This is a genomic window from Streptomyces sp. NPDC057002 (assembly GCF_042673825.1).
Classification (GTDB): Bacteria; Actinomycetota; Actinomycetes; order Streptomycetales; family Streptomycetaceae; genus Streptomyces.
Genome location: NZ_JBHURZ010000002.1, coordinates 516996 through 541100, shown reverse-complemented (window position 1 = coordinate 541100; position 24105 = coordinate 516996). Strand labels below are relative to the sequence as shown.

The window sequence follows — 24105 nt, the reverse complement described above, 5'->3', positions numbered from 1 at the left end:
ACGGCGGCCTCCTTGAGCGCCGCAAGTATAACGTGACCGGGCGTGGAACGTTTTTCCCGCCCGGTCTCCGTTGTCTCCTAATCAGGTTCCGAATCGGGTTCCGAATCGGGTTCCGAAGCAGGCTCCGGATCAGGCGGAGGGCGCGCCCGTGAGGACGTCCACCCGGCCGGTGTCGAGCGAGTAGTAGGCGCTGACGACGGCCAGGTCGCCCTTCTTCACCATCGGGGCGAGGTCCTTGTTGGAACGCAGGTCGGCGGCGGTCCGGTTGATGTGGACGCGGGTCATGGCGTCGACCGGGTCGGCGTGCTTGCCCTTGGCCGTCTCCTCGTACGCCGGCCTGAGGGCATCGGCGATCGACTGGAGGTTGCCGGGGAGTGCCTTGCCGTCGCGCAGCGCCTCGTACGCGGCCTTGACGGCACCGCAGCGCTGGTGGCCGAGGACCACGATGAGCGGGGTGCCCGACGTCATCGGGCCGTACTCCACGGAGCCGACGACGACCGGACCCACGACCTGTCCGCCCGTGCGCATCACGAAGAGGTCGCCGAGCCCGGTGTCGAAGAGCAGCTCCGGCGGGACCCGGGAGTCGATGCACGACAGGATCACGCCGTAGGGCTTCTGCTCCTCGGCGACGAACTGGCGCCGCTTCGGGTCGCGGTCGGGGTGCTGGAGCCTGCCGTCCACCCAGCGCTTGTTGCCGTCCATCAGCCGCGCGAACGCCGCCCAGGGCGAGTCCGGTCGCGCGGCCGCGACGGGAGAAGGAGAAGTGCCTGCGGCCGGCTCCTTGCTCGTGGAGTCCGTCTTCGATGAACAGGCGGTGAGCAGAGCCGCGGTGGTGGCAGCCAGCCCTCCGGTGAGTATGGCCCTGCGCTGTGGTGCTCCGGCGGTACCCATGTTGCCGTCCCCTGTGGTCGCCGCTCCCCTGGTGGGAGCCGGTGATGCCACTGTCGCGGGCGGCCGGTTAGCGCCCGTACAGCGCAGGGGAAGGGCTGGGGAAGGGCTGATCCAAAACGCGGAGCGCACCGAGGTCCGGACTCTCGGTGATCAGGCGGGGAACTCCCGCTTCAGCCAGTCGCCGTCCAGACGGATGTGTTTGATGGTGCGCCGGTGGTGGGTGTAGGCGATGTGGAGGGTGCCGTCCGGTGTCTGGGCGAGGGAGGGGTAGGACAGCTCGCGGTTGAGGCCGTCGCGGGAGTTGTTGGTCAGGCAGTGGCCGTCGCCGGTCTCGAGGTCGTGGCGCAGCGGCCAGGTGCGTCCGCCGTCCGGGGAGAGGGCCAGGGAGAGCGGGGCCCGGGGGGCGCCCCAGAACGCGTCCCCCGTGGGGGCGGTTGCCGAAGGTGCCGCGGGTGTCCCGGCCACTCCCCCGTCGTCGATCTCGTCGTACAGCGAGACCCTGCGGGCGACCGCGTCGGCCGCGCTGCTGTGGTTGTAGACCAGGGCGGGCCTGCCGTCGGCCAGCACGGTGTACTGGATCGAGGAGTTGTTGTTCGGCAGGTCCAGGGGGTGCGGTTCGCTCCATGTCTCGCCGCCGTCGGATGACACGCTGCTGTGCACGGCGTCCGCGCGACGGCTGCGGAAGAGGGCCAGGAGTGAACCGTCGGGCAGCGGGCGGATGTTCATGTGGACGAGGCCGGTGCTGCCCGGGACGGGGCGTTCGCGCCAGCTGCGTCCGCCGTCGTCGCTGATCATGACGGAGCTGGTGTCCCGGTCGCCCGACCAGGAGGTGCCGGGGGTGGCGACACAGCGGAAGACGGGGAGCAACAGCCGTTCGCCGGACGGCACTTGGACGACCGGTTGGCGTACGAACACGCCGCCCTGCTCGGTGGCCGGGAACAGGACGCGGGGCGGGCCCCAGGTGGCGCCCTCGTCGTGGCTGACGCGCAGCCGGACCTCGGCCGTGTCCTGGTGGCCGGCGTGCTGTGCGGTGTGCAGCAGCCAGAGCTCGCCCGAGGGAGCGGGGAACAGGAGCGGGTTCTGCTCGGAGCGGGTGTCGTCCGCGGAGAGCCGCACGGGGAGGGACCAGGTGTCGGCGTCCTGGGCGAGGCGGGAGAACCACACCGAGATGTCCGCGACGCCTTCCTGGGTGCCCCCGAACCAGACGCAGCCAAGGTCGCCGCCGGGCAGGACGGTGAGGTTGGCGGCGTGGTTCTGCACGGCGGGGGCGGCCAGGTGGGTCTCGGCGCGGCCCGGTTCGGTGGGGTGGGGGCGCAGGGTGCCGTCGGAGGTGGTCATCGGGACTCTCCTCCCTCCTGACGCGCGGCGTCGAGGTGGGATGCGGCGATCTGCTGAAGGTGGACGACGTCGGCGGCGATGGAGACGTAGGTCCAGCCTTCGGCGAGACGGCGGGCGGCGCTCGCACCGTCGGCGTTGTGGATGCCGGCCGCGATGCCTGCCGCCTCGGCAGCCTTCCTGATGCGGGTCAGGGCCTGCTCGAACTCCTCCTGTACGGAGGGGTCGGTGGAGGTGGCTCCGCCGATGGCCAGGCGTAGGTCGGAGGGGCCGACGTAGATGCCGTCGAGGCCGTCGGTGGCGCAGATCGCTTCGACGTTGGCGAGGCCGTCGGCGGTTTCGATCATGGCGAGGACGGCGGTCTGGGCGTGCGTGTCGGCGGGGTTGGGGCCGATGCGGAGCTGGGCGCGCATGGGTCCGTAGGAGCGGCGTCCCAGCGGTGGGTAGCGGACGGCGGCGACGGCGTCGGCGGCGTCCTGGGCGTTGTCGATCAGCGGGACGATGACGGCGGTCGCGCCGGCGTCCAGCGCCTTGCCGATGTAGGTGAGGTCGTTGGCCTCCACGCGCACCATGCCGACGGCGGTGCTGCCCTTGGTGTCGGTGGCCAGGAGGTTGTTGAGCATGCCCTGGTAGCCGAAGAGTCCGTGCTGGGCGTCGAAGGCGAGGTAGTCGTAGCCGAGGCGGGCCAGGCGTTCGGCGGCGACGGGTGAGTCGAGCAGGGACCAGTAGCCGATGAGCTGCTCGCGGGTGCGCAGGGCGGCGGTGAACTCGGCTGGGGTGCGGCCGGTTGCCATGGAAGGTCTCCGTAACTGGGGGGCGTGGCGTGGTCAGCGGTTGTAGGCGGGCATCGGGCCGCGCAGCCGGGCGCCGACCTCGTCGCAGGCCGCGGTGACGTCGGCGGGCAGCGGGCCGTCGGCGGCGGCCGCGATGTTGGCGAGCAGGTGCTCGGCCTTGGAGCCGCCGAGGAGCAGTGCGTCGGTGGAGGGGCGTTCCAGCAGCCAGCGCAGGGCGAGATCGGTCAGCGGCAGGCCCGCGTCGGAGGCGATACGGGTGAGGTCGGTGACGGCGCGGAACAGGTCCTCGTTCCAGTAGCGCTGCCGGTACATCGCGGCCAGCTTGGAATCACCGAAACGGCCGCTGTCCGGGGCCTGTTCGAAGGTATGGCGACCGGTCAGCAGACCGCCGCCGAGCGGGTTGTAGACCATGGTGCGCAGGCCCGTCACGGCCGCGTACTCGACGTACTCCTCCTCGATACGCCGCGCGAGCAGATTGTGCAGCTGCTGGGCGATCACCGGGCGCGGCGCGGCCACCTCGTCGGCCACACGGCTGAGCTCGGCGATCTGCCAGGCGGCGTAGTTGGACACGCCGAGGGCGCCGATCTTCCCCTCGGCGACGAACTCGGCCACGGTCGCCAGGGTTTCGGCCGACGGCGTCGCACGGTCCGGCTGATGCAGGTAGAACAGGTCGACGTGGTCGGTGCCGAGCCGTTTCAGGCTGCCCTCGAGCGCGGCGCGCAGCCCGGCGGGTGACAGCGGCGCGTGACCGCCCTGGTCGGGGTGCGGGATGCCCGCCTTGGTCGCCAGCACGATCCGGTCCCGGCGGCCCGGGAGCAACTCCCCGAGCAGCCGCTCGCTCTCACCCCCCGCGTAACCGTTGGCGGTGTCCACGCCCGTGATGCCGGCGTCGAGCGCGGCGTCGAGCATGGCCGCCGCTCCCCCGCGGTCGACGGTGTCGCCGAAGGTCATCGTGCCCAGGACGAGACGGGACAGTGGTACGGAGGCGTTCGGCAGGGTGAGGCCGGTGGTCACGAGGAGCTTCCTTCCAGTACGCGGCGGGGTTTCACACCGCGGATGGCGGTCGGGTCGAGTGCGGCACGGCGCAGGGCGCGGGTGTAGGGGTCGGACGGAGCGGCGAGCACGGTCTCGGTCCGCCCGGCCTCGACCACCCGGCCGGCCCGCATCACCACGACGTCCGTGCTCATCTGGCGCACCACTCCCAGGTTGTGCGCGATGACGAGGTAGGCGATGCCGGTCTCCTCCTGCAACTCCCTGAGCAGCGCGAGCACCTGGGCCTGTACGGAGACGTCGAGCGCGGAGGTCGCCTCGTCGCACACCAGCAGGTCGGGCCGGGAGGCGAGGGCGCGGGCGATGCCGATGCGCTGCCGCTGGCCGCCGGAGAAGTCGGCCGGGCGGCGCTCCAGGGCGGACGGGGGCAGGCCGACCTGGTCGAGCAGCTCGGCGGCACGGCGGGCCCGTTCGCCGCGGTCCGGGACACCGCCGAGGCGCAGCGGTTCGGCCACGATCTGCTGGGCGGTCAGATGGGGGTCGAGGGAGCCGTAGGGGTCCTGGAAGACCATCTGGACGCGGCGCCGCAGCGGTCGCAGTCTGCGCTCCGGGAGTGTGGCGATGTCCGTGCCGTCGAGGACGATGCGGCCGGAGCGTGGGGTGAGCAGCCGGACCAGGGCACGGGCGAGGGTCGACTTGCCGCAGCCGGACTCGCCGACGACCGCGAGCGAGCCGCCCTTGTCGAGCTGGAAGCCGACCTGGTCGACGGCTCGGAAGGGGCCGCTCGGGGTCGGGTATTCGACGACCAGGTCCTCTACGGACAACAGAGTCATGTGGCGGCTCCCGGTACGACGGACTCGTCCCAGGCGCCCAGACGGGGCACTGCGGCGAGGAGGGCTCGGGTGTAGGGCTCGGCGGGTTGGTCGACGATGCGTTCGGCCGGGCCGGATTCGACGAAGCGGCCGTCCTTCATGACGTGGATGCGGTCGGAGACCAGCCGGGCCACGCCCAGGTCGTGCGTGATCATCAGCATGCCGATGCCGGTGCGTTCCTGGAGTTCCATCAGCAGGTCCAGGACGCTGGCCTGCACGGTCGCGTCGAGGGCGGAGGTGGGTTCGTCGGCGACCAGCAGTTCCGGATCGCCGGCCAGGGCGATGGCGATGAGGATGCGTTGCAGCATGCCGCCGGAGAACTGGTGCGGGTAGGACTTCCAGCGGGTCTCGGGGCGTGTGATGCGCACCTGGGCGAGCAGTTCGACGCCCTTCTCGCGCGCCTGGGCCCTGGACAGTTCGGGGTGGCGCAGGCGGATCGCCTCGCCGAGCTGCCGGCCGATGGTGTGGACGGGGCTGAGGGCGGTCATCGGGTCCTGCGGGATCAGGGACACCGTCCGGCCGCGTATCGCGCGGGCCGCGCCGGGATCGGCGACGACGTCCCGGCCGCCGACGCGGACGCTGCCCGACAGCACGGCAAGGCCCTCCGGCAGCAGACGCAGTACGCCCATCGCGGTGGTCGACTTGCCGGATCCGGACTCGCCGATGAGGGTCACGGTCTCGCCGTGGCCGACGGTGAAGCTCACACCGTCGACGGCCCGGACGACGCCGTGCGCGGTGATGAGTTCGATCTGGAGGTCACGGACGTCCAGCAGGGGTGTATCGGTGCTCATGCTCATGCTCCCGCTCCCTTCCGGCGGCGGGTGCGGTCCCGCAGTCCGTCGCCCAGCAGGTTGACCCCGACCACGAGGAGGGCGATGACCAGGCCGGGCAGGGTGACCAGCCACCACGAGGTGGTGATGTAGGCCTGGCCGTCGGAGATGATCCGGCCCCAGGTGGCGAAGGGCCGCTGCGGACCGGCGCCGAGGAAGCTCAGCGCGCTCTCCAGCAGCACGGCCTGGGCGAGCAGCAGCAGCACGACGAGGCTCACCGGCCGTACGACGTTGGGCACCACGTGCCGGGTGAGGATCTGCCAGCCGCGCAGGCCCAGCACGCGGGCGGCGGCGACGTACGGTTTCTCGCGCTCGACCAGGACGAGGGAGCGAGTCAGCCGCGCCACCTCGGGCCACTGGGCGACGGCGATCACACAGGTGATGACGGTGACCGACGGCCCGAAGAGGGCAACCACGAGCAGCAGCATCATCAGCAGGGGCAGGGCGAGCTGGGCCTCCAGGAAGCGGGAGACGAGCGCGTCGACCCAGCCGCCGAAGAAGCCCGCGGCCGACCCGGCGACGATGCCGATCAGCCCGGACACCAGCACCGCGAGGACACCGACCGACAGGGAGACCTGACCGCCGTGCAGGATGCGCGACAGCAGGTCGCGGCCGAGCTGGTCGGTGCCGAGCAGATGCCCCGCGCTGAGCGGCGGCAGCCTGCGCTCCGAGAGGTCCTGCGCGTTGGCCTCCGGCAGGGGCAGCAGGCTCGCCAGGGCGACGGGCAGGACCACGAGGGCCGTGCACACGGACCCGGCCCAGATCTTGAAGCGCGAGCCGCGCCGCTGCCGGGTCGCGGTGGCCCTTGCGAGGTCGCGGGCGCTGACGGCGCTGGGCCGCTCGGTACCGGCGACCGGGGTGGAGATGACACCGGCCATGGGTCAGGCCGCCTTTCCGAGTCGTACGCGCGGATCGAACAGCGGGTAGGCGAGGTCGACGAGGAGCTGGACGAGGATCGCGAGGGTGGCCGTCACCAGGACGGTGGCCTGGATGAGCGGGTAGTCGCGGGTCTCCAGCGCCCGGACGACGAGCGAGCCGACGCCCGGCCAGCCGAAGACGACCTCGACGACCACGACACCGTTGAGCAGGGCCGCGAAACGGGTGCCGAGGGCGGTGACGAGCGGCACGGCGGAGTTGCGCAGGCCGTACTGCCAGGTCAGGGTGCGTTCGGAGACGCCGCGGGAGCGGGCGACGGTGGTGTAGGGAGCGGCGAGCGCGGTGCTCATCTCGCGGCGTACCAGGCGTGAGATCAGGGCGAGTTGGAGGACGGCCACGGTCACCGTGGGCAGGATCAGGCCGCTCCAGGAGGTGAACCCGGAGGCGGGCAGCACCGGGAGCAGCACCGCGAAGACGGTCAGCAGCATCACGCCGGTCCAGAAGTCCGGCATCGACTGCCCGGTGATCGTCAGGACGTTGGCGCCCAGCTCCCGCTTGGTGTCGGCGCGCCGGGCCATCCACACGCCGAGCGGTACGGCGACGACGGTGGTGACCGCGATGGCGGAGACCGCGAGGGTGATCGTGTACGGCAGCCGGTCCATGACCACCTGGAACGCGGAATCGTGGAAGGAGTAGCTGGTGCCGAGGTTCCCGGTGCACAGGTCCCGCAGGAAGATCCCGTACTGGGTGATCAGCGGTTCGTCGAGGCCGAACTGGGCGCGGATGCGGGCGAGATCGGCTGCCGTGGCGCTGGGCGCCGCGTAGGCGGCGGCCGGGTCGCCGGGGGCCAGGCGCAGCAGCAGGAAGACCGTGGTGAGGGTGAGGAAGACGGCCAGCAGGCTCTGGCCGATGCGGCGGGCGAGGTAGGTGGCCACGGCTCAGCCCTCCAGCCGTACGGCGGACAGGTCGTAGGAGTTGAGCTGGAGCAGGCCCAGGTCGTGCACGCGCTCACGGCGGGCGAGCAGCGTCTTGGGGGCGAAGGCCCACAGGCTGGGCCAGGTGTTCCAGACGGCGTGCTGCGCGGCGGCCAGCTTGCGGTCGCGGGCGGCGGCGTCGGTCTCGGTGGCGGCGTCCTCCAGGCGGCGCTGGATGTCCGGGATGACGTAGCCCATGTAGGTGTCGCGGGTGCGTTCCCGCTCAGGGGTGCCGCCGTACATGCCCTGGAGAGAGGTGAGGGCCTGGCCGGTGGTGCCGGGGAAGCCGTTGCCGATGACGTCCCAGTCGCCGCCGCGGCCCTGGCGCCACTTCAGGATGTCGCCACCCGGTTCGAACTGGAGCAGGGAGGCGCGGACGCCGATGTCGCGGAACATGTCGGCGACGGCTTCCATGACGGAGCTGTCGGCGGCGAACTCGCCCGACTCCCAGATGATCCGGATCCGCAGGCCCTCGGCGCCCAGCGCCTTGAGCTGGGCCTTCGCCCTGCTCGGGTCGTAGGTGTACCCGCCGGTGCGTATCGCACCCTCCAGGGCGAGCGGGACGACACCCTGGGCCTCTTCGGCGGAGTCGGTGAGGACGTCCTTGACCAGGGCGTCGCCGTCGACGGCGTAGGTGAGGGCGCGGCGGACACGGGGGTCGGCGAGGGGCTCGCCCTGCTTCTTGCGGAAGTTGTAGAAGAGCTGGTTGATGCGCGCGCCGGCCCTCTCCTCGACGGTGACGCCCGGCAGGCCGGTGAGCTGCTCGGCCGAGTCAGGGGTGAGGGTGTCGACGACGTCCAGCTCGCCGCTGCGCAGGGCGATGACCCGGCTGGACTCCTCGGGCACGAAGCGCACCCGGACGGTGTCGACGTGGGCCGGGCGGCCCCAGTAGCGGGGGTTGCGGGCGAGGGTGTACTCGCCGGCGCCGCTGTTGGCCTCGATCACCTTGTACGGCCCTGAGCCGACGCCGCTCTGGAGTTCCTCGGGACGGTTGGCGGCGGCCGGGGTGATGTGGATGTTGGCCATGAGGCGGTCGAGCACAGGCACCGGGCGCTTCGTGCGCAGCTCGAAGGTGCGCTCGCCGGTCTTCTCGACGGTGGGCAGCTCCGGGAAGAGGCCGAGGAGGAAGGAGCCGTTGACCTTGCCGTACATCTCCAGGGCGGTGGCGACGTCCTCGACGGTGACGGGGCTGCCGTCGGAGTAGCGCACACCCTCGCGCAGCCGCACGCTCCAGGCGGTCGGCCCGGTCATCGCGAACCGGTCGGCGAGGACCGGCTGGACGCGCATGCCGGGGCCGATGCTCGTGAGGGCCTGGCGGACGGCGCGCTGCACGGTGACGGCGGCGTCGAACTGGTTCAGCTTGTTGTCGAGGCTCACCAGGGAGCGGTTCAGGCCGAGGGTGAGGGTGCCGGGGCCGGGGGCTCCGGTGGGTCCGGCGCAGGCGGAGAGGGGACCGAGGGCGAGACCCGTGCCGCCGAGCGCGCCGAGACGCAGCAGGGTGCGGCGGTGGACGGGGCGGCCGAGGGGCTCCCGCTGGGGGCGGTGGTCCGGGGGTGCGTCATAGGGGCTTGGGGTCATCGTCGACCTTCTCGCGTTCCGGGGGCGACCGGCTCGTGGTGTTCGTGCGGCTCTCGCCGCGGCCCGGTCGGGGGCCCGGCCGGCGGGATACGAACAGGTGTCGCGCCGGAAAAGGTGGCACGACTGCGCGAAGTGCGCAAGAGGTCTCGCGCATTTCGCGCAACTCATGTCATCATCGGTTCCCGAGGCAGCCCGACCGGGCCGCCCGAGGAGGTACCCGTGTCCCTCTCCGCAGCCGGCCCCGGCGGCCATGCCCAGACCGCCCACCGGCCCGTACTCGCTCTCGCCGACGATCTGTCCGGTGCCGCCGAGACCGCGGTGGCGCTGCGCTCACCCGCCCGGATCCTGCTGGCGCCGGTCGCCGCGCCGGTGGCGTCCGCGCCCGGCGAGTCCCTCGTGCTCGACCTCGACTCACGGCAGCTGCCCGGCGCCGAGGCGGCGCGGGCGGTCCGGGACGTCACGCACGCGGTGCCCGCCGGAACGGTGCTCTTCAAGAAGGTCGACTCGCTGCTCAGGGGCAACCTCGCCGCCGAGGCGGACGCCTACGCGCGGGACGGCCGGGGCGTGGTGATCGCGACCGCGCTGCCGGCGGCCCGGCGCACGGTCCGGGGCGGGGTCGTCCACCTCGACGGAGTGCCGCTGCACGAGACGGACGCCTGGCGTGCCGAGGCGCGGCCCGCCCCGACCTCGGTCGCCGCCGCCCTCGGTGACCTGCCGTCAGCTCCGGTGCCGCTCACGGACGTACGCGGCGCACCCGGCGCGCTACGGGAAACGCTGCGTGCGTGTTTCGCGCAGGGACGGCATCCGGTGTGCGACGCGGAGACCGAGACCGACCTCGACGCGATCGCCGCTGCGGCCCTCGAACTGGGTCCCGGGATAGGGCTGTTGGGCACCGGCGGACTCGCGGGCGCCGTGGGGCGGCTCCTGGGCACGGCCGGGGAGAGCGGGGATGCCTGGGCGACCGGGGAGAGCGCCTTCACCCCCGGGGACGTCGTCCGGCCGCTGCTGATCGTCGTAGGGACTGCCGAGCCGTCCGCCCGCGAACAGGTCGCGCATCTCCTGGCGGACGGAGCGCACCAGATCTCCCTCAGCACCCGCGAACTCCTGCACTCCCCCCGACGGCTCGCGCCTCCCGTCGCCGCCGTCACGGTCGTCCGCATCACCGGAGCGGCCGGCCCCGCCCTCGCGCGCCGTCTCGTCGCCGCGCTCGCCGACACCGTCGCCGACGCCGCGCACGACTGCGACCTGGTCCTCACCGGCGGCGAGACCGCCCGCCGCGTCCTGGACGCCCTCGGCGTCACCGACCTGCGCCCGGTGGGCCAGATCCACCACGGCGCGGTCCTGTCCCGCACGCCCGACGGCCGCTCGGTCGTCACCCGGCCCGGCAGCTACGGCGAGGCCGACTCCCTGCGGCGCATCGTCCGGGCCCTGCGCCCCGCACCCGTACGCCACGTTCCGACCGACCCCACAGGAGTAGCCCCGTGAACGCAGCCCCCTCCTCCGCCGCCACCGCCGGCCAGACCTCCGCGGCCCCCCGGCCGCTCCCGGTCATCGCGGTGACCATGGGCGACGGCGCGGGCATCGGGCCCGAGGTCATCGTGCCGGCGCTGCTGCACCCCGACACCCTCCGCGACTGCCGCCCCGTCGTCGTGGGCGACGCCGAGCGCCTGCGGCAGGCCGCCGGCATCCTTGGCATCACCTGCGAGATCGCGCCCGTCGACCATCCGGCCCAGGCGGAGTTCACGCCCGGCCGGGTCAACGTGATCGACCTCGGGCTGCTCCCCGCCGACCTGCCCTGGGGCGAGCTGTCGGCCGTCGCGGGCGACGCCGCCTACCACTACGTCCGGGTCGCCGCCGAACTCGCGCTGCGCGGCGAGGTGGACGGCATCTGCACCGCCCCGCTCAACAAGGGGGCCCTGCACGCGGCCGGCCACCTCTACCCCGGCCACACCGAACTCCTCGCCCATCTCACGGACGTCGAGGAGGTGTCGATGATGCTGTCGACCCCCCGGGTGAAGGTCATCCACGTCACCACCCACATCGGGCTGATCGACGCCGTGAACCGCATCGAGCCCGGCCTGGTGGAGCGCACGGTGCGCCGCGGCCACGAGGCCATGGTCCGGGCCGGGACCGCCGACCCGGTGATCGGTGTCTGCGGCATCAACCCGCACGCGGGCGAGAACGGCCTGTTCGGCTACGGCGAGGAGGAGACGAAGATCGTCCCGGCGCTGGAGACGGTCCGCGCCGACGGCATCGACGCGCGCGGCCCGCTGCCCGCGGACACGGCGTTCTACCTGGCCTCGCGCGGCGACTACGACCTCATCGTCGCGATGTACCACGACCAGGGGCACGGCCCCGTCAAGGTCCTCGGCATCGAGGCCGGGGTCAACCTCACCGTCGGACTGCCGGTGATCCGCACCTCCGTCGACCACGGCACGGCCTTCGACATCGCCGGAACCGGCCGGGCCGAGCCCGGTAGCATGGTCGAGGCTCTGCGCCAGGCCGCCGAGATGTCGACCGCTCCGGCCGCCCGCTGACCGCGGTTCGCGGCAGGCACGTGTGCGACCCAGGACGGCCCAGGACTATTGAGGACATGAAGAACCTATGTCTGTGACCGGATCCAAGGCGCGGCGCGACCGCATCGTCCACCTCGCCACCACCACCGGCCTGGCGAGCGTGGAGGAGCTCTCGCAGCTCTTCGGCGTGACGGCCTCGACCATCCGCCGCGACCTGGCCAAGCTCACCACCGACGGGCGTCTGGCCCGCACCTACGGCGGGGCCATGGCGCTGGCAGCGCACCCCGAGGCGTCCCTGCGGCAACGCGTGGGCGAGGCCTTCGAGGCCAAGCAGGCCATCGCCCGCTGGGCGGCGGCCCAGGTGCGGCCCGGCGAGACGCTGCTGCTCGACGCCGGCTCCACGGTCGGGGCGCTCGCCCACGAGCTGCGCACGGCCGAGGACCTCACCGTGGCGACCACCGGGCTCACCGCCCTGCAGGCGCTGTCCGATGTCGAGACGGTGCACGTCGAGTGCCTGGGCGGCACCCTGCGCCCGCTCAGCCAGGGCTTCGTCGGGCCGCTGACGGAAGCCGCCCTGGAGCGTATGACGTTCGACCGGGTCTTCCTCGGCACGGACGGCATCTCCCCCGAACTGGGCATCTGCGAAGCGGATCTGCGCCAGACCCGCCTCAAGGAGCTGATGGCCCGCCGCGCCGACCACGTCTACGTCCTCGCCCACGCGGCCAAGCTCGGCCGCCGCCCCTTCCACGCCTGGACGGCCCTGTGCGAGGGCTGGACCCTGGTCACGGACGACACCGCCGACCCGGCCGTCCTCGCGGAGCTGCGGGCGCGCGGGGTGGCGACCGTGGCCACGACGCCGGAGCGGGTGACGGCCGGCCCGCACGGCGACACCGCGTAGAGCCGCCTGCCCGGCGCGCGGGGGCAGGGCCCGCCCGTCGCCGGTCCTCGATCGGCAAGAGTCCCAGCGGGCCGCTAGCCGCCGGGCGGCGTCCGCCTTCTCGGCGTGGGGCCACCGCCCGACGCCGCCGCGTCGAGAAGGCCGCGGAATGTGGGGCACTCCATGTGGCTCGGCGCGGGGCACGCGGCGGCGTGCCGCAGGGAGTCGCGGAGCACGCCCAGTTCGCTGATCCTGCGGTCCAGTTCCTCCGCCTTGTCCGCCAGCATGCGCCGGTCGATCCGGGGCGGTCCGTCCTGCCCGAACATGTGCGCGATCTCGTCGAGCGAGAACCCGGCCGTCCGCCCCAGCGCGATCAGCGCCAGCCGCTCCAGTACGCCGGGATCGAACTGCCGGCGCAGCCCCCGCCGGCCGGTCGGGGCGATCAGCCCCTTCTCCTCGTAGAACCGCAGTGTCGAGGCGGGCACCCCGGCGCGCTGGGCCACTTCGGCGATGTCCAGGTCCGTCATTCCCTTGACCTCAAGTCGGCTTGAAGTAGAACGCTGTCATCTCGCCCCGACGAAGGCAAGACGCAGGCAAGCAGAAGGAGAGCCGACGAGCATGGACGCCGAGCGCAGGAACGACGAAGCACAGACCGCCCGCTGGAACGGGCGCGCCGGTCACGCCTGGGTGGATCTCCAGCCGGTGCTGGACGAGATGTTCAGGCCCATCGAGGAGCTGCTCGCCGACGCCGTGTCCGCCGAAGGCGCGGAACACGTGCTCGATGTCGGCTGCGGGACGGGCGGCACCACGCTGGCCGTCGCACGACGGCTCGGGCCGGGGGGCCACTGTGTCGGCGTCGACATCTCCGGACCGTTGATCGACACCGCCCGGGAGCGCGCCGAGCGGGAGGGCGTACCGGCCTCCTTCCTCCGCGCCGACGCGCAGGAGCACACCTTCGAGCCCGGCACCTTCGATGCCGTCGTCTCGCGGTTCGGCGTCATGTTCTTCGACGACCCGGTCCGGGCCTTCGCGAATCTCCGGAGCGCCGCCCGGGACGACGCCGCCCTCCGGTCGGTCGTCTGGCGGGACCCCGCCGAGAACCCGTTCATGACGACGGCCCAGCGCGCCGCCTCACCTCTGCTTCCGGGCCTGCCCGTCCGACGGCCAGACGAGCCGGGACAGTTCGCCTTCGCGGACCAGGACAAGGTCAGCCGCATCCTGGCGGAGAGCGGGTGGACCGATATCGACATCCGGCCGATCGACATCGTCTGCACGATGCCCGAGAAGGACCTGGTCCGCTACTTCACCCGGCTCGGCGCCGTCGGCATGTTCCTGCCAGAGGTGGACGAGGAGACGCGTGTCCGGGTCGTCGAGACGGTCCGCGCCGCCTTCGATCCCTTTGTGCACGGCTCGGAAGTCCGCTTCACCGCGGCCTGCTGGACCATCGGTGCCCGGGCTTCGGCCGCGAAACTTTCGTGAGGCCCGGCCCTCTTTTCGGAGCACGGGCGCCCCGCGCATAGTGAGATCACGATGACGCAGAAAAGAGCCCTGGTTGTCCGAGGCGGATGGGAAGGCCACGAGCCGGTCAAGGCGACGGAGCTGTTCCTGCCCTTCCTCCGGGACAACGGATACGCCGTCCGGGTCGAGGAATCGACCGACGTCTACGCCGACACCGCCGAGATGGCGGGCACCGACCTCGTCGTGCAGTGCGTGACGATGTCGGAGATCACGCGCGAGCAGGTGGCCGGACTGAGTTCGGCGGTCGTGGCCGGCACCGGTTTCACCGGCTGGCACGGCGGCATCGCCGACTCCTTCCGCGCCTCGGCCGACTATCTCCACCTGGTCGGCGGCCAGTTCGCCACCCACCCGGGCAAGGAACCGTGCGAGCGCCGGGGCGGGGCGGAGGACAACTTCCTGCCCCACACCATCACCCTCACCGAGGCCGGCCGCGCCCACCCCGTCACGGCGGGCATCGAGGACTTCGAGCTGGACACCGAGCAGTACTGGGTGCTCCACGACGACCTCATCGACGTCCTGGCCACCACCACGCATCCCGCCCGGCCGTGGCAGCCCTGGCACCGGCCGGTCACCTCGCCGGCGGTCTGGACCCGCCGGTGGGGTGCCGGGCGCGTCCTGGTGACGACACCGGGGCACAGCCTCGACGTGCTGGAGCACCCCGACGTCCGCACCATCATCGAGAGGGGCATGCTGTGGGCGACGCGCACCGCATCGGCGTCGTAGGACTCGGCGTCATCTCCCGCGCGTACCTCGACACGCTCGCCGGGCATCCCGCCGTGCGCGTCACCGCGGTCGCCGACCTCGACGCCTCCCGTTCGGCCGCGGTCGCGGCCGAACTGCCCGACGTCAAGGCCCTGACGGTCGAGGAGTTGCTGGGCAGCCCCGACGTGGACACGGTGCTGAACCTCACCACCCCGGCCGCCCACGCCGGGATCGCCCTCGGCGCCATCGGTCACGGCAAGCACGTCTACGGGGAGAAGCCGCTGGCCGCCACGCTCGCCGACGCCCGGGCCGTCGTGGAGGCCGCCGCGAAGGCGGGCGTGAGTGTGGGGTGCGCTCCGGACACCGTCCTGGGCACCGGGGTCCAGACGGCACGGGCGGCCGTGGAGGCGGGGAGCATCGGACGTCCCCAGTTCGCCTCGGCCGTGATGGTCACGCCGGGCCACGAACGCTGGCATCCCCACCCCGACTTCTACTACACCGAGGGCGGCGGTCCCCTGCTGGACATGGGGCCGTACTACCTCGCGTCCCTGATCCACCTGCTGGGCCCGGTGCGTGCCGTGATCGGGGCGGCCGGCCGGCTGCGCGCCGAGCGGATCATCGGTTCCGGGCCGCGCACGGGCGAGCGGATCCCGGTCGAGGTGGACAGCCATGTCTCCGGAGTGCTGGAACACGCGGGCGGGGCGCTGACGACGATCACGACGAGCTTCGACGGTGTGGCCACCACGGCCGCGCCCATCGAGGTCCACGGCGAGACGGGGACCCTCTCGGTGCCCGATCCGAACCGCTTCGACGGCGAGGTCCGGCTGCACGCGCTCGGCGACACCCGGTGGCACACCCTGCCGGTGTCGGCGGGCTACGAGGACGGCGCACGCGGCGTCGGACTGCTCGACTTCATCGCCGCCGACGGGCGGCGGGCGCCGCGTGCGAACGGCGAACTCGCCCTGCACGTCCTGGAGACGATGACGGCCCTGCTCCGTTCGTCGGCCGAGGGACGGCGGATCGAGCTGACGACCTCGGCGCAGGCGCCCGATCCGGTGCCGTGGACGGCCGCCGGGGACTGGCAGGGCCCGGTCGCTCCCGGCCGGGCGTGACCGGGCGATGCCGCGGGGGTCAGTCCACGGGCCAGGTGTGAGCGGGCGCGTTCATGTGCATGTAGTCCATGTACGTCTTGGTCATCTGCCGCAGCGCCTCGCGCCGGTCGGAGATGCCGGCCTTCTCCAGATGGTGGACCGTCTCGGCCTGCCAGAGGGCGCCGTTGCGGGCGGTGACGCAGCGCTGCTCGATGATGCCGAGCAGGGGTTCGCGCCACGCGTCGTCCATGCCGGCCAGCTCCAGGCCCCGGTGGGCGAGCGGCAGCAGGCGCCGCAACACCAGTTCCGTGACCGGCACTTCGCCCACCCCCGGCCAGTACAGGCGGGCGTCGATGCCGTCGCGGGCCGCGGTGTGCAGGTTCTCCTCGGCGACCGAGAAGGACATCCGCGTCCACACCGGCCGGTCCTCGTCGACCAGGGCGCGGGTCAGTCCGTAGTAGAAGGCACCGTTGGCGATGGTGTCGGCGACGGTGGGGCCGGCGGGCAGCACCCGGTTCTCGATGCGCAGATGCGGACCGCTGTCGGTGACGGCGTAGATCGGGCGGTTCCAGCGGTAGATCGTGCCGTTGTGCAGGGTCAGTTCGCCCAGTTCCGGAACGCCGCCCCCGTCGAGTGCCTGCTGCGGGTCCTCGTCGTCGCACAGCGGCAGAAGGGCCGGGAAGTAGCGCACGTTCTCCTCGAAGAGGTCGAAGACGCTGGTGATCCACCGCTCGCCGAACCACACCCGGGGCCGTACGCCCTGGGCCTTGATCTCCTCGGGCCGGGTGTCGGTGGCCTGCTCGAACAGCGGGATACGGGTCTCGCGCCACAGCTCCCTGCCGAAGAGGTAGGGCGAGTTCGCCGCGAGGGCGATCTGCACGCCCGCGATGGCCTGGGCGGCGTTCCAGTAGTGCGGGAACTCCTTGGGGGCGACCTGGAGGTGGAACTGGGTGCTGGTGCAGGCGGCCTCGGGGGTGATGGTGTCGGCGTACGTCGCCAGGCGCTCGACACCGTCGACCGTGATCCGCAGGTCCTCGCCGCGCGCCGCGAAGATCTGCTCGTTGAGCAACTGGTAGCGGGGGTCGCCGGACAGGGCGGTCTCGCTCACATGCGTCTCCCCCAGCGTCGGCAGGATGCCGACCATGATCAGGTGCGCGCCGACGGCCGAGGCGCGGTCCTCGGCGTGGTTCAGGGCGTCCCGGATCTCCCGCTCCCAGTCCCCGGGGCCGCCGGTCGTGAGCTCCCGGGGCGGGATGTTGATCTCCAGGTTGAAGCGGCCCAGCTCGCTCGACCAGGCGGGGTCGGCGATCGCCTGGAGGACGTCGGTGTTCCGCATCGCGGGCAGTCCCTCGTCGTCCACCAGGTTGAGCTCGATCTCCAGCCCGACGCGGGGCCGCTCGCTCTCGAAGCCCGACTCGCGGAGCATCCGCGCCAGGACCTCGAGGTCGGTGTGCATCTTCTGCCGGTAGCGACGCCGGTCCTCCCGTGTGAACACCAGGGCCGGCACGTCACGTCCCATGCGTCCTCCCGAGTCGCCTCGGCTTCCCTCTCGGCGGATGCCTCTCGTCCCAGAGTCGCACCTTGTCGCCGCCCCCGCACCCACCTAACCTGAGTTTGTGCCGCAAATAAACAAACCCCGAACGCACAGTGCCGTGCCGGGCGACGGCAGCTCCCTCACCCGACTCCGTATCGCGCTCACCGTCTTCTTCGCCCTCGACGGCTTCGTCTTCGCCGGCTGGGTCGTGCGCATCCCCGCCATCAAGGAACAGACGAACGCCTCCGCCAGCGCCCTGGGCCTCGCCCTCCTGGGCGTCTCGGCCGGTGCCGTCATCACCATGACCCTCACCGGACGCCTGTGCCGCCGCTACGGCAACCACCAGGTCACCGTCGTCTGCGCCGTCCTGCTCTCCTTCAGCGTGGCCCTGCCCCCGCTGACCCACTCGGTCCTCGCGCTCGGCCTCGTGCTCCTGTTCTTCGGCGCCGCGTACGGCGGGATCAACGTCGCCTTCAACAGCGCGGCCGTCGAGCTGGTGGCCGCGCTGCGGCGGCCGATCATGCCCAGCTTCCACGCCGCGTTCAGCCTGGGCGGCATGATCGGCGCGGGTCTGGGCGGGCTGCTCGCGGGGGTCCTCTCCCCCACCCGGCATCTGCTGCTGCTCACCGTCGTCGGACTGCTGGTGACGGCCCTGGCGGGACCGACGCTCCTGCGGCACGAGCCGCCGACGCCGCCGGAGCGGGAACGCCCCGCGAAGGACGCCCCGCGCCGGCTGGACGGCCGTACCCGGGGACTGGTGATCGTCTTCGGCGTGATCGCGGGCTGCACCGCTTACGGCGAAGGGGCGCTGGCCGACTGGGGCGCCCTGCATCTGGAACAGGACCTGGACGCCTCGCCGGGTGCCGCGGCCGTCGGCTACTCCTGCTTCGCGCTCGCCATGACGGTGGGGCGGCTGACCGGCACCACGCTCCTGGAGCGCCTGGGGCGGACCCGGACCGTCGTCGCGGGCGGCACCACCGCTGCGGCCGGAATGCTGCTCGGCTCACTCGCCCCCTCCCTGTGGGCGGCCCTGCTCGGCTACGCGGTCACGGGCCTCGGCCTCGCGAACCTCTTCCCGGTGGCCGTGGAACGCGCGGGCGCACTCGCCGGCCCCAGCGGCGTCGCCACGGCCTCCACCCTCGGCTACGGCGGCATGCTCCTCGGACCGCCCGCGATCGGCTTCATGGCGGACTGGTTCACCCTGCCGACCGCCCTGACCAGCGTGGCGCTGCTCGCGGCGATGGCGGCGGCGGTCGGCGCGCTCGTGGGGGCGACGACCCGGCGGGCGGCCGGAGGCTGAGGCTCCGGCCCGCTTCGACCCCCCGGGCCAAGCCGCTGGTCCCATCCGGCCGGATGCCGGGGCGGCATACGCGTCGCCGCACTTGTCACGCCCTCGCCGTTCGCCCAAGGCGCCGGTAGCCGGACGTGCCGTCCTGCTCGTGACGCCTCGTCGTTCGCTGTGACGCGGAAGCCGGGCGCGGCCACCCGATGGCAACGGCTCGACCGGATGCCGAGCGCCCGGGGCGTCGGAGGTCGATCGTCCGCAGCCGACCGATCGGCACTGCCGTGTTCCGGGGTACCCGTGGCCACGCCCGTCGCGATCGTCGGGGCGTACTTCATGGACGAGGAGGCAGACCCGTGAGCGAACAGCAGCACCCCGGCGAACTCCACCCGACCCCCGAGTTTCGCTCCCAGGAGCAGCCGCATCCTGGCTGGACAGGGCCGATGGACCCGCCCCCGGACCACGGTGAGGAGTCCTACCGGGGCAGTGGCCGGCTGGCCGGCCGCAAGGCCGTGATCACCGGCGGGGACTCCGGGATCGGCCGTGCGGTCGCTCTGGCGTACGCCCGTGAGGGGGCCGACGTGCTCTTCACCCACCTGGACGACGAGAAGGACGACGCGGCCGGGACGGCCCGGCTGGTCGAGGAGGCCGGCCGGCGTGCCGTGACCGTCTCGTGCGACGTACGGGAGGAGGAGAACTGCCGGGCGCTGATCGACCGCGCCGTCTCCGAGTTCGGCCGGATCGACGTCCTGGTGAACAACGCGGCATACCAGATGTCGCAGCCCGACGGCATCGAGGCGATCTCCACCGAGCAGTTCGACCGAGTGCTGCGCACCAACCTGTACGGCATGTTCTGGCTGTGCAAACTGGCCCTGCCGCACATCCCGGAGGGCGGCAGCATCATCAACTCCGCGTCGGTGCAGGCCTACAAGCCCAGCCCTCACCTGCTGGACTACGCGACGACGAAGGGCGCGATCGTCACGTTCACCCAGGGGCTGGCGCAGATGCTCATCGACCGGGGCGTCCGCGTCAACGCGGTGGCGCCGGGCCCGGTGTGGACACCGCTGATCCCGGCGACGCTGCCGGACACCCAGGAGTTCGGCAAGCAGGCGCCGATCGGACGGCCCGCACAGCCGGCCGAGATGGCTCCGGCGTACGTCTTCCTCGCCTCCCAGGAGGCGTCGTACATCACGGCCGAGATCGTCAACGCCACGGGCGGTACACCGCTGCCGTGACGCGCCCCAGGGATATCCCGGGCCCTGAGCGCACTCCATGCGGCAGACTCGGCGTCATGGAGACCGCCGAGTTCCTGCGCGCACTGGAGTCAGAGGGCCTGCTGCTGGCCGCGGCCGCCGAGGAGGCCGGGACGGACGCGAAGGTGCCGACCTGCCCGGAGTGGCAGGTGCGCGACCTGGTGCGGCACACGGGCGCGGTGCACCGCTGGGCCGCGTCGTACGTAGCCGAGGGGCACACCGAGCGCCGCCCGCTGGGTGAGGCCCCGGACCTCGACGGTGCGGAGCTCGTGGCCTGGTACCGCGACAGCCACCGCCACCTCGTCGGCACCCTGGCCGGCGCCTCGCCCGACGTGGAGTGCTGGGCCTTCCTGCCCGCGCCGTCCCCGCTGGCCTTCTGGACCCGGCGGCAGGCGCACGAGACGGCCGTGCACCGGATCGACGCCGAGTCCGCACGCGGGGGCGCCCCGTCCGCCGTCGCCCCGGACTTCGCGACCGACGGCATCGACGAACTGCTGCGCGGCTTCCACGCCCGCTCCAGGAGCCGGGTGCGCACCCCCGAGCCACGCGTCCTGCGTGTGCGCACGGAAGACACCGACGCGGTGTGGACCGTACGGCTGTCCTCGGAACCGCCTGTGACCACGCGGGGCGCGACGGACGAGGCGGAGTGCGAACTGTCCGGCCCGGCGGAGCAGTTGTACCTGGCCCTGTGGAACCGGGCTCCCCTGCCGAACGTCACGGGCGACCAGGCGCTCGCCACACTGTGGCGGGAGGCGTCCGGGGTCTGACGGCCCTGCGCCCCGAGCGGCTCAGTCCTCCGTCAGCATCCGCGCCAGCACCGCGCGCTGCACCGGCAGCACCTCGCCGTGCAGCGCGCGTCCCTTCGCCGTGAGCGCGACCTGCACGCCCCGCCGGTCCTCGGAGCACATACAGCGCTCCACGAGCCCCTCCTTCTCCAGCCGGGCGATCAGCCGCGACAGCGCGCTCTGGCTCAGATGGACCCGCTCGGAGATCTCCTGCACACGGTAGGACGGAGTGCCCTTCGGCGTCCGGCACCCGGCGAGGACGTCGAGCACCTCGAAGTCGCTGGCGCACAGCCCGTGGCCGTGCAGAGCACGGTCGAGTTCACACTGTGTTCGCGCGTGCAGCGCCAGAATGTCCCGCCACTGTTCCACGAGCGCCTGCTCGGCCTGCTTCGCCGCCATGGGCCGCACCGTAACAGAGAGCCGAGTTCGTTGCACCTGAATTAAGTGCACTTGCATCTCATGCATGCGCATGTAGTGTCTCGGGCATGACCTCTCCGCTCATCGCCCCCACGTCCGACGGACGTTGGACTCCGCGACTCTGGGGCACCCTGCTCGTGCTCTGCGCCGCGATGTTCCTGGACGCCCTGGACGTGTCCATGGTCGGCGTCGCGCTGCCGTCCATCGGTGCCGACCTCGGCCTGTCGACCTCGGCACTGCAATGGATCGTCAGCGGCTACATCCTCGGCTACGGCGGTCTGCTGCTCCTCGGCGGACGGGCCGCCGACCTGCTGGGCCGGCGTCAGGTCTTCCTGGTGGCGCTGGGCGTCTTCGCGCTGGCCTCGCTGCTCGGCGGCCTCGTCGACTCCGGGCCGCTGCTCATCGCCAGCCGGTTCATCAAGGGCCTGAGCGCGGCCTTCACGGCCCCCGCCGGCCTGTCGATCATCACCACGACGTTCCCCGAAGGCCCGCTGCGCAACCGCGCCCTGGCCATCTACACCACCTGCGGCGCCACCGGCTACTCGATGGGCCTCGTCTTCTCCGGCCTGCTCACGGAGGCCAGCTGGCGGCTCACCATGCTGCTGCCCGCCCCGATCGCGCTGATCGCCCTGCTCGTGGGCCTGAAGCTGCTGCCGCGCACTGAGCGCGAGCGCGGCCAGGGCGGCTACGACATCCCCGGCACCGTCCTCGGCACCGCCTCGATGCTGCTGCTCGTCTTCACCGTCGTCGAAGCGCCCGAGGTGGGCTGGGCCACGGCCCGGACCGTCCTGTCCTTCGCCGCCGTGGCCGTACTGCTGGCGGCCTTCGTCGCCGTCGAAGGGCGCAGTCCCAGCCCGCTGATCCGGCTCGGAGTGCTGCGCTCAGGGCCGCAAGTGCGGGCCCAGCTGGGCGCGTTCACGTTTGTCGGCAGCTACATCGGCTTCCAGTTCCTGGTCACCCTGTACATGCAGCAGTTGCTCGGCTGGTCGGCACTGCACACGGCGCTTGCGTTCCTCCCGGCGGGCGCGCTGGTGGCGCTGTCCGCGACGAAGGTGGGCGCCGTCATCGACCGGTTCGGCACGGCCCGGCTGATGGTGCTCGGCTTCGCCCTGATGGTGACCGGCTACGTCCTGTTCCTGCGCATCGACCTGAACCCCGTGTACGCGTCGGTGATCCTGCCGACGATGCTGCTGGTCGGCTCGGGCTTCGCACTGACCTTCCCGTCCTTCAACGTCCAGGCCACCAACGGCGTCGACGAGCACGAGCAGGGCATGGTCTCCGGGCTGCTCAACACCTCGGTCCAGGTGGGCGGCGCGATCTTCCTCGCGGTGGTGACGGCGGTGGTGACCGCGAACAGCCCGGCGAAGGGCGCCGCCACCCCGCAGGCCGTCCTCGACAGCTACCGGCCCGGTCTCATGGTCGTGACCCTCATCGCCCTCGCCGGCCTGCTCATCACCCTCACGGGCCTTCGGACCCGCCGGGACCGGCCGTCCGTCGTGGTCGCCAAGTCCAATCCCCGGGAGGTGGAGCGGGTCACCGTACGCGATTAGCGAGCGTCGTCAGTCTCGATCAAGACGCCCGCGTGACCGCAGCGCACACGCGCGATCAATCGAAAAAGTGTACGTTTCATACTTTTCCGGACTCCGAAAGAGTTCTACGCTCGTGTACAGATGGCGGGCGGAGGGCCGGCCAGTCGACCCTCCGCGGCCTGTAACGAGCGGAGGCGGAGATGAAAGCGTCGATACGGCGGTCCGCGATCTTCGCAAGCGCGGCTGCTCTTGTGATTGCCGTCTGCGGTTCGACCGGCACTGCCCGGGCGGAGCCGGGCGATGGTGAGCTTCAGTTCGGCTACGTCCTGCCGGAGACAGGACAGCTGGCCTACCTCGGCCCGCCCCAGATCGAGTCGTTGAAGTTCGCGATAGAGAAGATCAACGACGCCGGAGGGGTCCTGGGCAAGCCCGTGCCCACTGTGGTCTCCAGTGACGAGGCGGGCCAGGAGGCCGTTGCCGCGCAGTCGGCGGACCGGGTCCTCGCGGCAGGAGTGGACGCGATCGTCGGCGCCGCGGCTTCCGGCATGTCGCTGGCGTTCATCGACCGGGTGACCGGAGCGGGCGTCGTGCAGTGTTCGGGGTCGAACACCGCTCCCACCTTCACCGACTACGAGGACGACGGCTTCTACTTCCGTACCGTCCCGAGCGACGCATTGCAGGGGCCCATCCTGGCGGACGTCGTCCGTGACGACGGCCACGACCGGGTGGCCCTGGTCGCACGGGCGGACGACTACGGGCGCGGCCTGATGGAGGCCACCCGCAAGACGCTGGAGGAACGTGGTGCGACGGTGACGCTCGCCGAGACCTACGACCCCAAGGCGACCAACTTCGACCAGGTCGTCCAGCAGATGGAGAACTCCAGGCCGGACGCCGCCGTGGTGATCGCCTTCGAGGAAGGCACCCAGATCCTGCAGGGCATGATCGAGTCCGGACTCGGGCCCGACCGGATCGGCGTCTACGGCGCCGACGGGCTGCGCAGCGAGGAGCTGCCCTCCCTGGTCTCCCCCGGCCAGCCCGAGAAGCTCTCCGGGATGAAGGGGACAGCGCCGGCGTCGGCGTCGAACGAGCAGTACGTGAAGGACCTCATGGAATTCGCGCCGGATCTGAAGGAGCTGCAGTTCGCACCGCAGGTGTTCGACTGCGTGACGACGATCGCGCTCGCCGCCGAGAAGGCGGAGTCCGACGACCCCGGCGAGTACGTGAAGGAGATGAACGGGATCACCAAGGACGGCGAGAAGTGCAACTCGTTCGCCGCCTGCAAGGAGCTGCTCGCCGACGGCAGGGACATCGACTACAACGGTGTGAGCGGGCCGCTCGACTTCACCGACAAGGGCGAACCCGGCCAGGCGACGATCGAGGTGTACGGCTACAACGACGAGGGAAAGCTGCAGACCCTGCGTACCGAGACCAGCACGGCCGAGGAGTGACCGGAGGAATCGA

At 72.0% G+C, this 24105-nt stretch carries 23 protein-coding genes; 11 read left to right on the top strand and 12 right to left on the bottom strand.

Annotation, left to right across the window (positions count from 1 at the left end; translation table 11 throughout):
• Positions 1 to 129: 129 nt before the first annotated feature.
• From ACFT32_RS10590 to ACFT32_RS10550, 9 genes are all read right to left on the bottom strand, one after another.
• The gene (locus ACFT32_RS10590; protein WP_382487968.1) at positions 130 to 891 is read right to left on the bottom strand and encodes a carbonic anhydrase; all 762 of its coding nucleotides are present in this window, start codon (positions 889 to 891) and stop codon (positions 130 to 132) included.
• A 150-nt stretch (positions 892 to 1041) separates the two neighbouring features.
• On the bottom strand, positions 1042 to 2229 hold the full coding sequence (locus ACFT32_RS10585; RefSeq protein WP_382487966.1) for an exo-alpha-sialidase: 1188 nt from the start codon (positions 2227 to 2229) through the stop codon (positions 1042 to 1044).
• Positions 2226 to 3020, bottom strand: a complete 795-nt coding sequence (locus tag ACFT32_RS10580; protein ID WP_382487965.1) for an HpcH/HpaI aldolase/citrate lyase family protein — start codon at positions 3018 to 3020, stop codon at positions 2226 to 2228. Before ACFT32_RS10580 ends, ACFT32_RS10585 begins: the two co-directional genes overlap by 4 nt.
• 33 nt (positions 3021 to 3053) lie before the next feature.
• Positions 3054 to 4034, bottom strand: coding sequence for an aldo/keto reductase (locus tag ACFT32_RS10575; protein ID WP_382487963.1), 981 nt, complete (start codon positions 4032 to 4034; stop codon positions 3054 to 3056).
• Positions 4031 to 4843, bottom strand: a complete 813-nt coding sequence (locus tag ACFT32_RS10570) for an ATP-binding cassette domain-containing protein (protein WP_382487961.1) — start codon at positions 4841 to 4843, stop codon at positions 4031 to 4033. The genes ACFT32_RS10575 and ACFT32_RS10570 overlap by 4 nt, the downstream gene beginning before the upstream one ends.
• Positions 4840 to 5673 (bottom strand): ABC transporter ATP-binding protein, encoded by an 834-nt coding sequence (locus tag ACFT32_RS10565; RefSeq protein WP_382487959.1) that lies wholly within the window; start codon positions 5671 to 5673, stop codon positions 4840 to 4842. Before ACFT32_RS10565 ends, ACFT32_RS10570 begins: the two co-directional genes overlap by 4 nt.
• Before the next feature lie 2 nt (positions 5674 to 5675).
• On the bottom strand, positions 5676 to 6590 hold the full coding sequence (locus tag ACFT32_RS10560; protein ID WP_382487957.1) for an ABC transporter permease: 915 nt from the start codon (positions 6588 to 6590) through the stop codon (positions 5676 to 5678).
• Between the two features lie 3 nt (positions 6591 to 6593).
• Positions 6594 to 7523, bottom strand: coding sequence for an ABC transporter permease (locus tag ACFT32_RS10555; protein WP_382487955.1), 930 nt, complete (start codon positions 7521 to 7523; stop codon positions 6594 to 6596).
• Between the two features lie 3 nt (positions 7524 to 7526).
• Positions 7527 to 9140: an ABC transporter substrate-binding protein gene (locus ACFT32_RS10550; RefSeq protein WP_382487953.1), complete on the bottom strand. Its 1614-nt coding sequence runs from the start codon at positions 9138 to 9140 to the stop codon at positions 7527 to 7529.
• A gap of 219 nt (positions 9141 to 9359) precedes the next feature.
• Here ACFT32_RS10550 and ACFT32_RS10545 point away from each other — a divergent pair, with 219 nt between their 5' ends.
• From ACFT32_RS10545 to ACFT32_RS10535, 3 genes are all read left to right on the top strand, one after another.
• Entirely contained in the window at positions 9360 to 10625 is a 1266-nt protein-coding gene (locus ACFT32_RS10545) for a four-carbon acid sugar kinase family protein (RefSeq protein ID WP_382487951.1), read from the top strand.
• Complete coding sequence (gene pdxA, locus ACFT32_RS10540; RefSeq protein ID WP_382487949.1) at positions 10622 to 11677, top strand: 4-hydroxythreonine-4-phosphate dehydrogenase PdxA; 1056 nt, start codon at positions 10622 to 10624, stop codon at positions 11675 to 11677. The genes ACFT32_RS10545 and pdxA overlap by 4 nt, the downstream gene beginning before the upstream one ends.
• A gap of 67 nt (positions 11678 to 11744) precedes the next feature.
• A complete protein-coding gene (locus ACFT32_RS10535) occupies positions 11745 to 12554 on the top strand; it encodes a DeoR/GlpR family DNA-binding transcription regulator (protein ID WP_382487947.1) in 810 nt (269 codons plus the stop codon).
• Positions 12555 to 12628: 74 nt separating this feature from the next.
• Here ACFT32_RS10535 and ACFT32_RS10530 read toward each other — a convergent pair whose 3' ends face one another.
• A complete protein-coding gene (locus tag ACFT32_RS10530; RefSeq protein ID WP_382487946.1) occupies positions 12629 to 13060 on the bottom strand; it encodes a helix-turn-helix domain-containing protein in 432 nt (143 codons plus the stop codon).
• 91 nt (positions 13061 to 13151) lie between these two features.
• Between ACFT32_RS10530 and ACFT32_RS10525 the strand changes: the two genes are divergently transcribed.
• From ACFT32_RS10525 to ACFT32_RS10515, 3 genes are read left to right on the top strand one after another with little or no spacing between them, the layout of a single operon-like run.
• The gene (locus ACFT32_RS10525) at positions 13152 to 14012 is read left to right on the top strand and encodes a class I SAM-dependent methyltransferase (protein WP_382487944.1); all 861 of its coding nucleotides are present in this window, start codon (positions 13152 to 13154) and stop codon (positions 14010 to 14012) included.
• Positions 14013 to 14063: 51 nt separating this feature from the next.
• Positions 14064 to 14774, top strand: a complete 711-nt coding sequence (locus tag ACFT32_RS10520; protein WP_382487942.1) for a ThuA domain-containing protein — start codon at positions 14064 to 14066, stop codon at positions 14772 to 14774.
• Positions 14744 to 15865 (top strand): Gfo/Idh/MocA family protein, encoded by a 1122-nt coding sequence (locus tag ACFT32_RS10515; RefSeq protein WP_382487940.1) that lies wholly within the window; start codon positions 14744 to 14746, stop codon positions 15863 to 15865. Before ACFT32_RS10520 ends, ACFT32_RS10515 begins: the two co-directional genes overlap by 31 nt.
• A gap of 19 nt (positions 15866 to 15884) precedes the next feature.
• On the opposite strand, the gene ACFT32_RS10510 is transcribed toward ACFT32_RS10515, so the two are convergent.
• Entirely contained in the window at positions 15885 to 17363 is a 1479-nt protein-coding gene (locus ACFT32_RS10510; protein WP_382487938.1) for a glutamate--cysteine ligase, read from the bottom strand.
• Between the two features lie 133 nt (positions 17364 to 17496).
• On the opposite strand from ACFT32_RS10510, the gene ACFT32_RS10505 reads away from it, so the two are divergent.
• From ACFT32_RS10505 to ACFT32_RS10495, 3 genes are all read left to right on the top strand, one after another.
• On the top strand, positions 17497 to 18678 hold the full coding sequence (locus ACFT32_RS10505) for an MFS transporter (protein WP_382487936.1): 1182 nt from the start codon (positions 17497 to 17499) through the stop codon (positions 18676 to 18678).
• A 338-nt stretch (positions 18679 to 19016) separates the two neighbouring features.
• Positions 19017 to 19895, top strand: a complete 879-nt coding sequence (locus tag ACFT32_RS10500; protein WP_382487934.1) for an SDR family oxidoreductase — start codon at positions 19017 to 19019, stop codon at positions 19893 to 19895.
• 56 nt (positions 19896 to 19951) lie between these two features.
• The gene (locus ACFT32_RS10495) at positions 19952 to 20680 is read left to right on the top strand and encodes a maleylpyruvate isomerase family mycothiol-dependent enzyme (RefSeq protein ID WP_382487932.1); all 729 of its coding nucleotides are present in this window, start codon (positions 19952 to 19954) and stop codon (positions 20678 to 20680) included.
• A 21-nt stretch (positions 20681 to 20701) separates the two neighbouring features.
• Here ACFT32_RS10495 and ACFT32_RS10490 read toward each other — a convergent pair whose 3' ends face one another.
• On the bottom strand, positions 20702 to 21097 hold the full coding sequence (locus ACFT32_RS10490) for a MarR family winged helix-turn-helix transcriptional regulator (RefSeq protein WP_382487930.1): 396 nt from the start codon (positions 21095 to 21097) through the stop codon (positions 20702 to 20704).
• An 86-nt stretch (positions 21098 to 21183) separates the two neighbouring features.
• On the opposite strand from ACFT32_RS10490, the gene ACFT32_RS10485 reads away from it, so the two are divergent.
• Entirely contained in the window at positions 21184 to 22665 is a 1482-nt protein-coding gene (locus tag ACFT32_RS10485; protein ID WP_382487929.1) for an MFS transporter, read from the top strand.
• 179 nt (positions 22666 to 22844) lie between these two features.
• Positions 22845 to 24092 carry an ABC transporter substrate-binding protein gene (locus ACFT32_RS10480; protein WP_382487927.1) on the top strand — a complete coding sequence of 416 codons (1248 nt, stop codon included), beginning with the start codon at positions 22845 to 22847 and terminating at the stop codon, positions 24090 to 24092.
• The last annotated feature ends 13 nt before the right edge of the window (positions 24093 to 24105 follow it).

Bases quoted from the DNA above. Each gene is read 5' to 3' on its own strand.
- ACFT32_RS10550 (WP_382487953.1), bottom strand. From the start codon at position 9,140: ATGACCCCAAGCCCCTATGACGCACCCCCGGACCACCGCCCCCAGCGG.
- ACFT32_RS10525 (WP_382487944.1), top strand. From the start codon at position 13,152: ATGGACGCCGAGCGCAGGAACGACGAAGCACAGACCGCCCGCTGGAAC.
- ACFT32_RS10560 (WP_382487957.1), bottom strand. From the start codon at position 6,590: ATGGCCGGTGTCATCTCCACCCCGGTCGCCGGTACCGAGCGGCCCAGC.
- ACFT32_RS10490 (WP_382487930.1), bottom strand. From the start codon at position 21,097: ATGGCGGCGAAGCAGGCCGAGCAGGCGCTCGTGGAACAGTGGCGGGAC.
- ACFT32_RS10520 (WP_382487942.1), top strand. From the start codon at position 14,064: ATGACGCAGAAAAGAGCCCTGGTTGTCCGAGGCGGATGGGAAGGCCAC.
- ACFT32_RS10485 (WP_382487929.1), top strand. From the start codon at position 21,184: ATGACCTCTCCGCTCATCGCCCCCACGTCCGACGGACGTTGGACTCCG.
- ACFT32_RS10510 (WP_382487938.1), bottom strand. From the start codon at position 17,363: ATGGGACGTGACGTGCCGGCCCTGGTGTTCACACGGGAGGACCGGCGT.
- ACFT32_RS10585 (WP_382487966.1), bottom strand. From the start codon at position 2,229: ATGACCACCTCCGACGGCACCCTGCGCCCCCACCCCACCGAACCGGGC.
- ACFT32_RS10565 (WP_382487959.1), bottom strand. From the start codon at position 5,673: ATGAGCACCGATACACCCCTGCTGGACGTCCGTGACCTCCAGATCGAA.
- ACFT32_RS10590 (WP_382487968.1), bottom strand. From the start codon at position 891: ATGGGTACCGCCGGAGCACCACAGCGCAGGGCCATACTCACCGGAGGG.
- ACFT32_RS10480 (WP_382487927.1), top strand. From the start codon at position 22,845: ATGAAAGCGTCGATACGGCGGTCCGCGATCTTCGCAAGCGCGGCTGCT.
- ACFT32_RS10530 (WP_382487946.1), bottom strand. From the start codon at position 13,060: ATGACGGACCTGGACATCGCCGAAGTGGCCCAGCGCGCCGGGGTGCCC.
- ACFT32_RS10580 (WP_382487965.1), bottom strand. From the start codon at position 3,020: ATGGCAACCGGCCGCACCCCAGCCGAGTTCACCGCCGCCCTGCGCACC.
- ACFT32_RS10535 (WP_382487947.1), top strand. From the start codon at position 11,745: ATGTCTGTGACCGGATCCAAGGCGCGGCGCGACCGCATCGTCCACCTC.
- ACFT32_RS10570 (WP_382487961.1), bottom strand. From the start codon at position 4,843: ATGACTCTGTTGTCCGTAGAGGACCTGGTCGTCGAATACCCGACCCCG.
- ACFT32_RS10495 (WP_382487932.1), top strand. From the start codon at position 19,952: ATGGAGACCGCCGAGTTCCTGCGCGCACTGGAGTCAGAGGGCCTGCTG.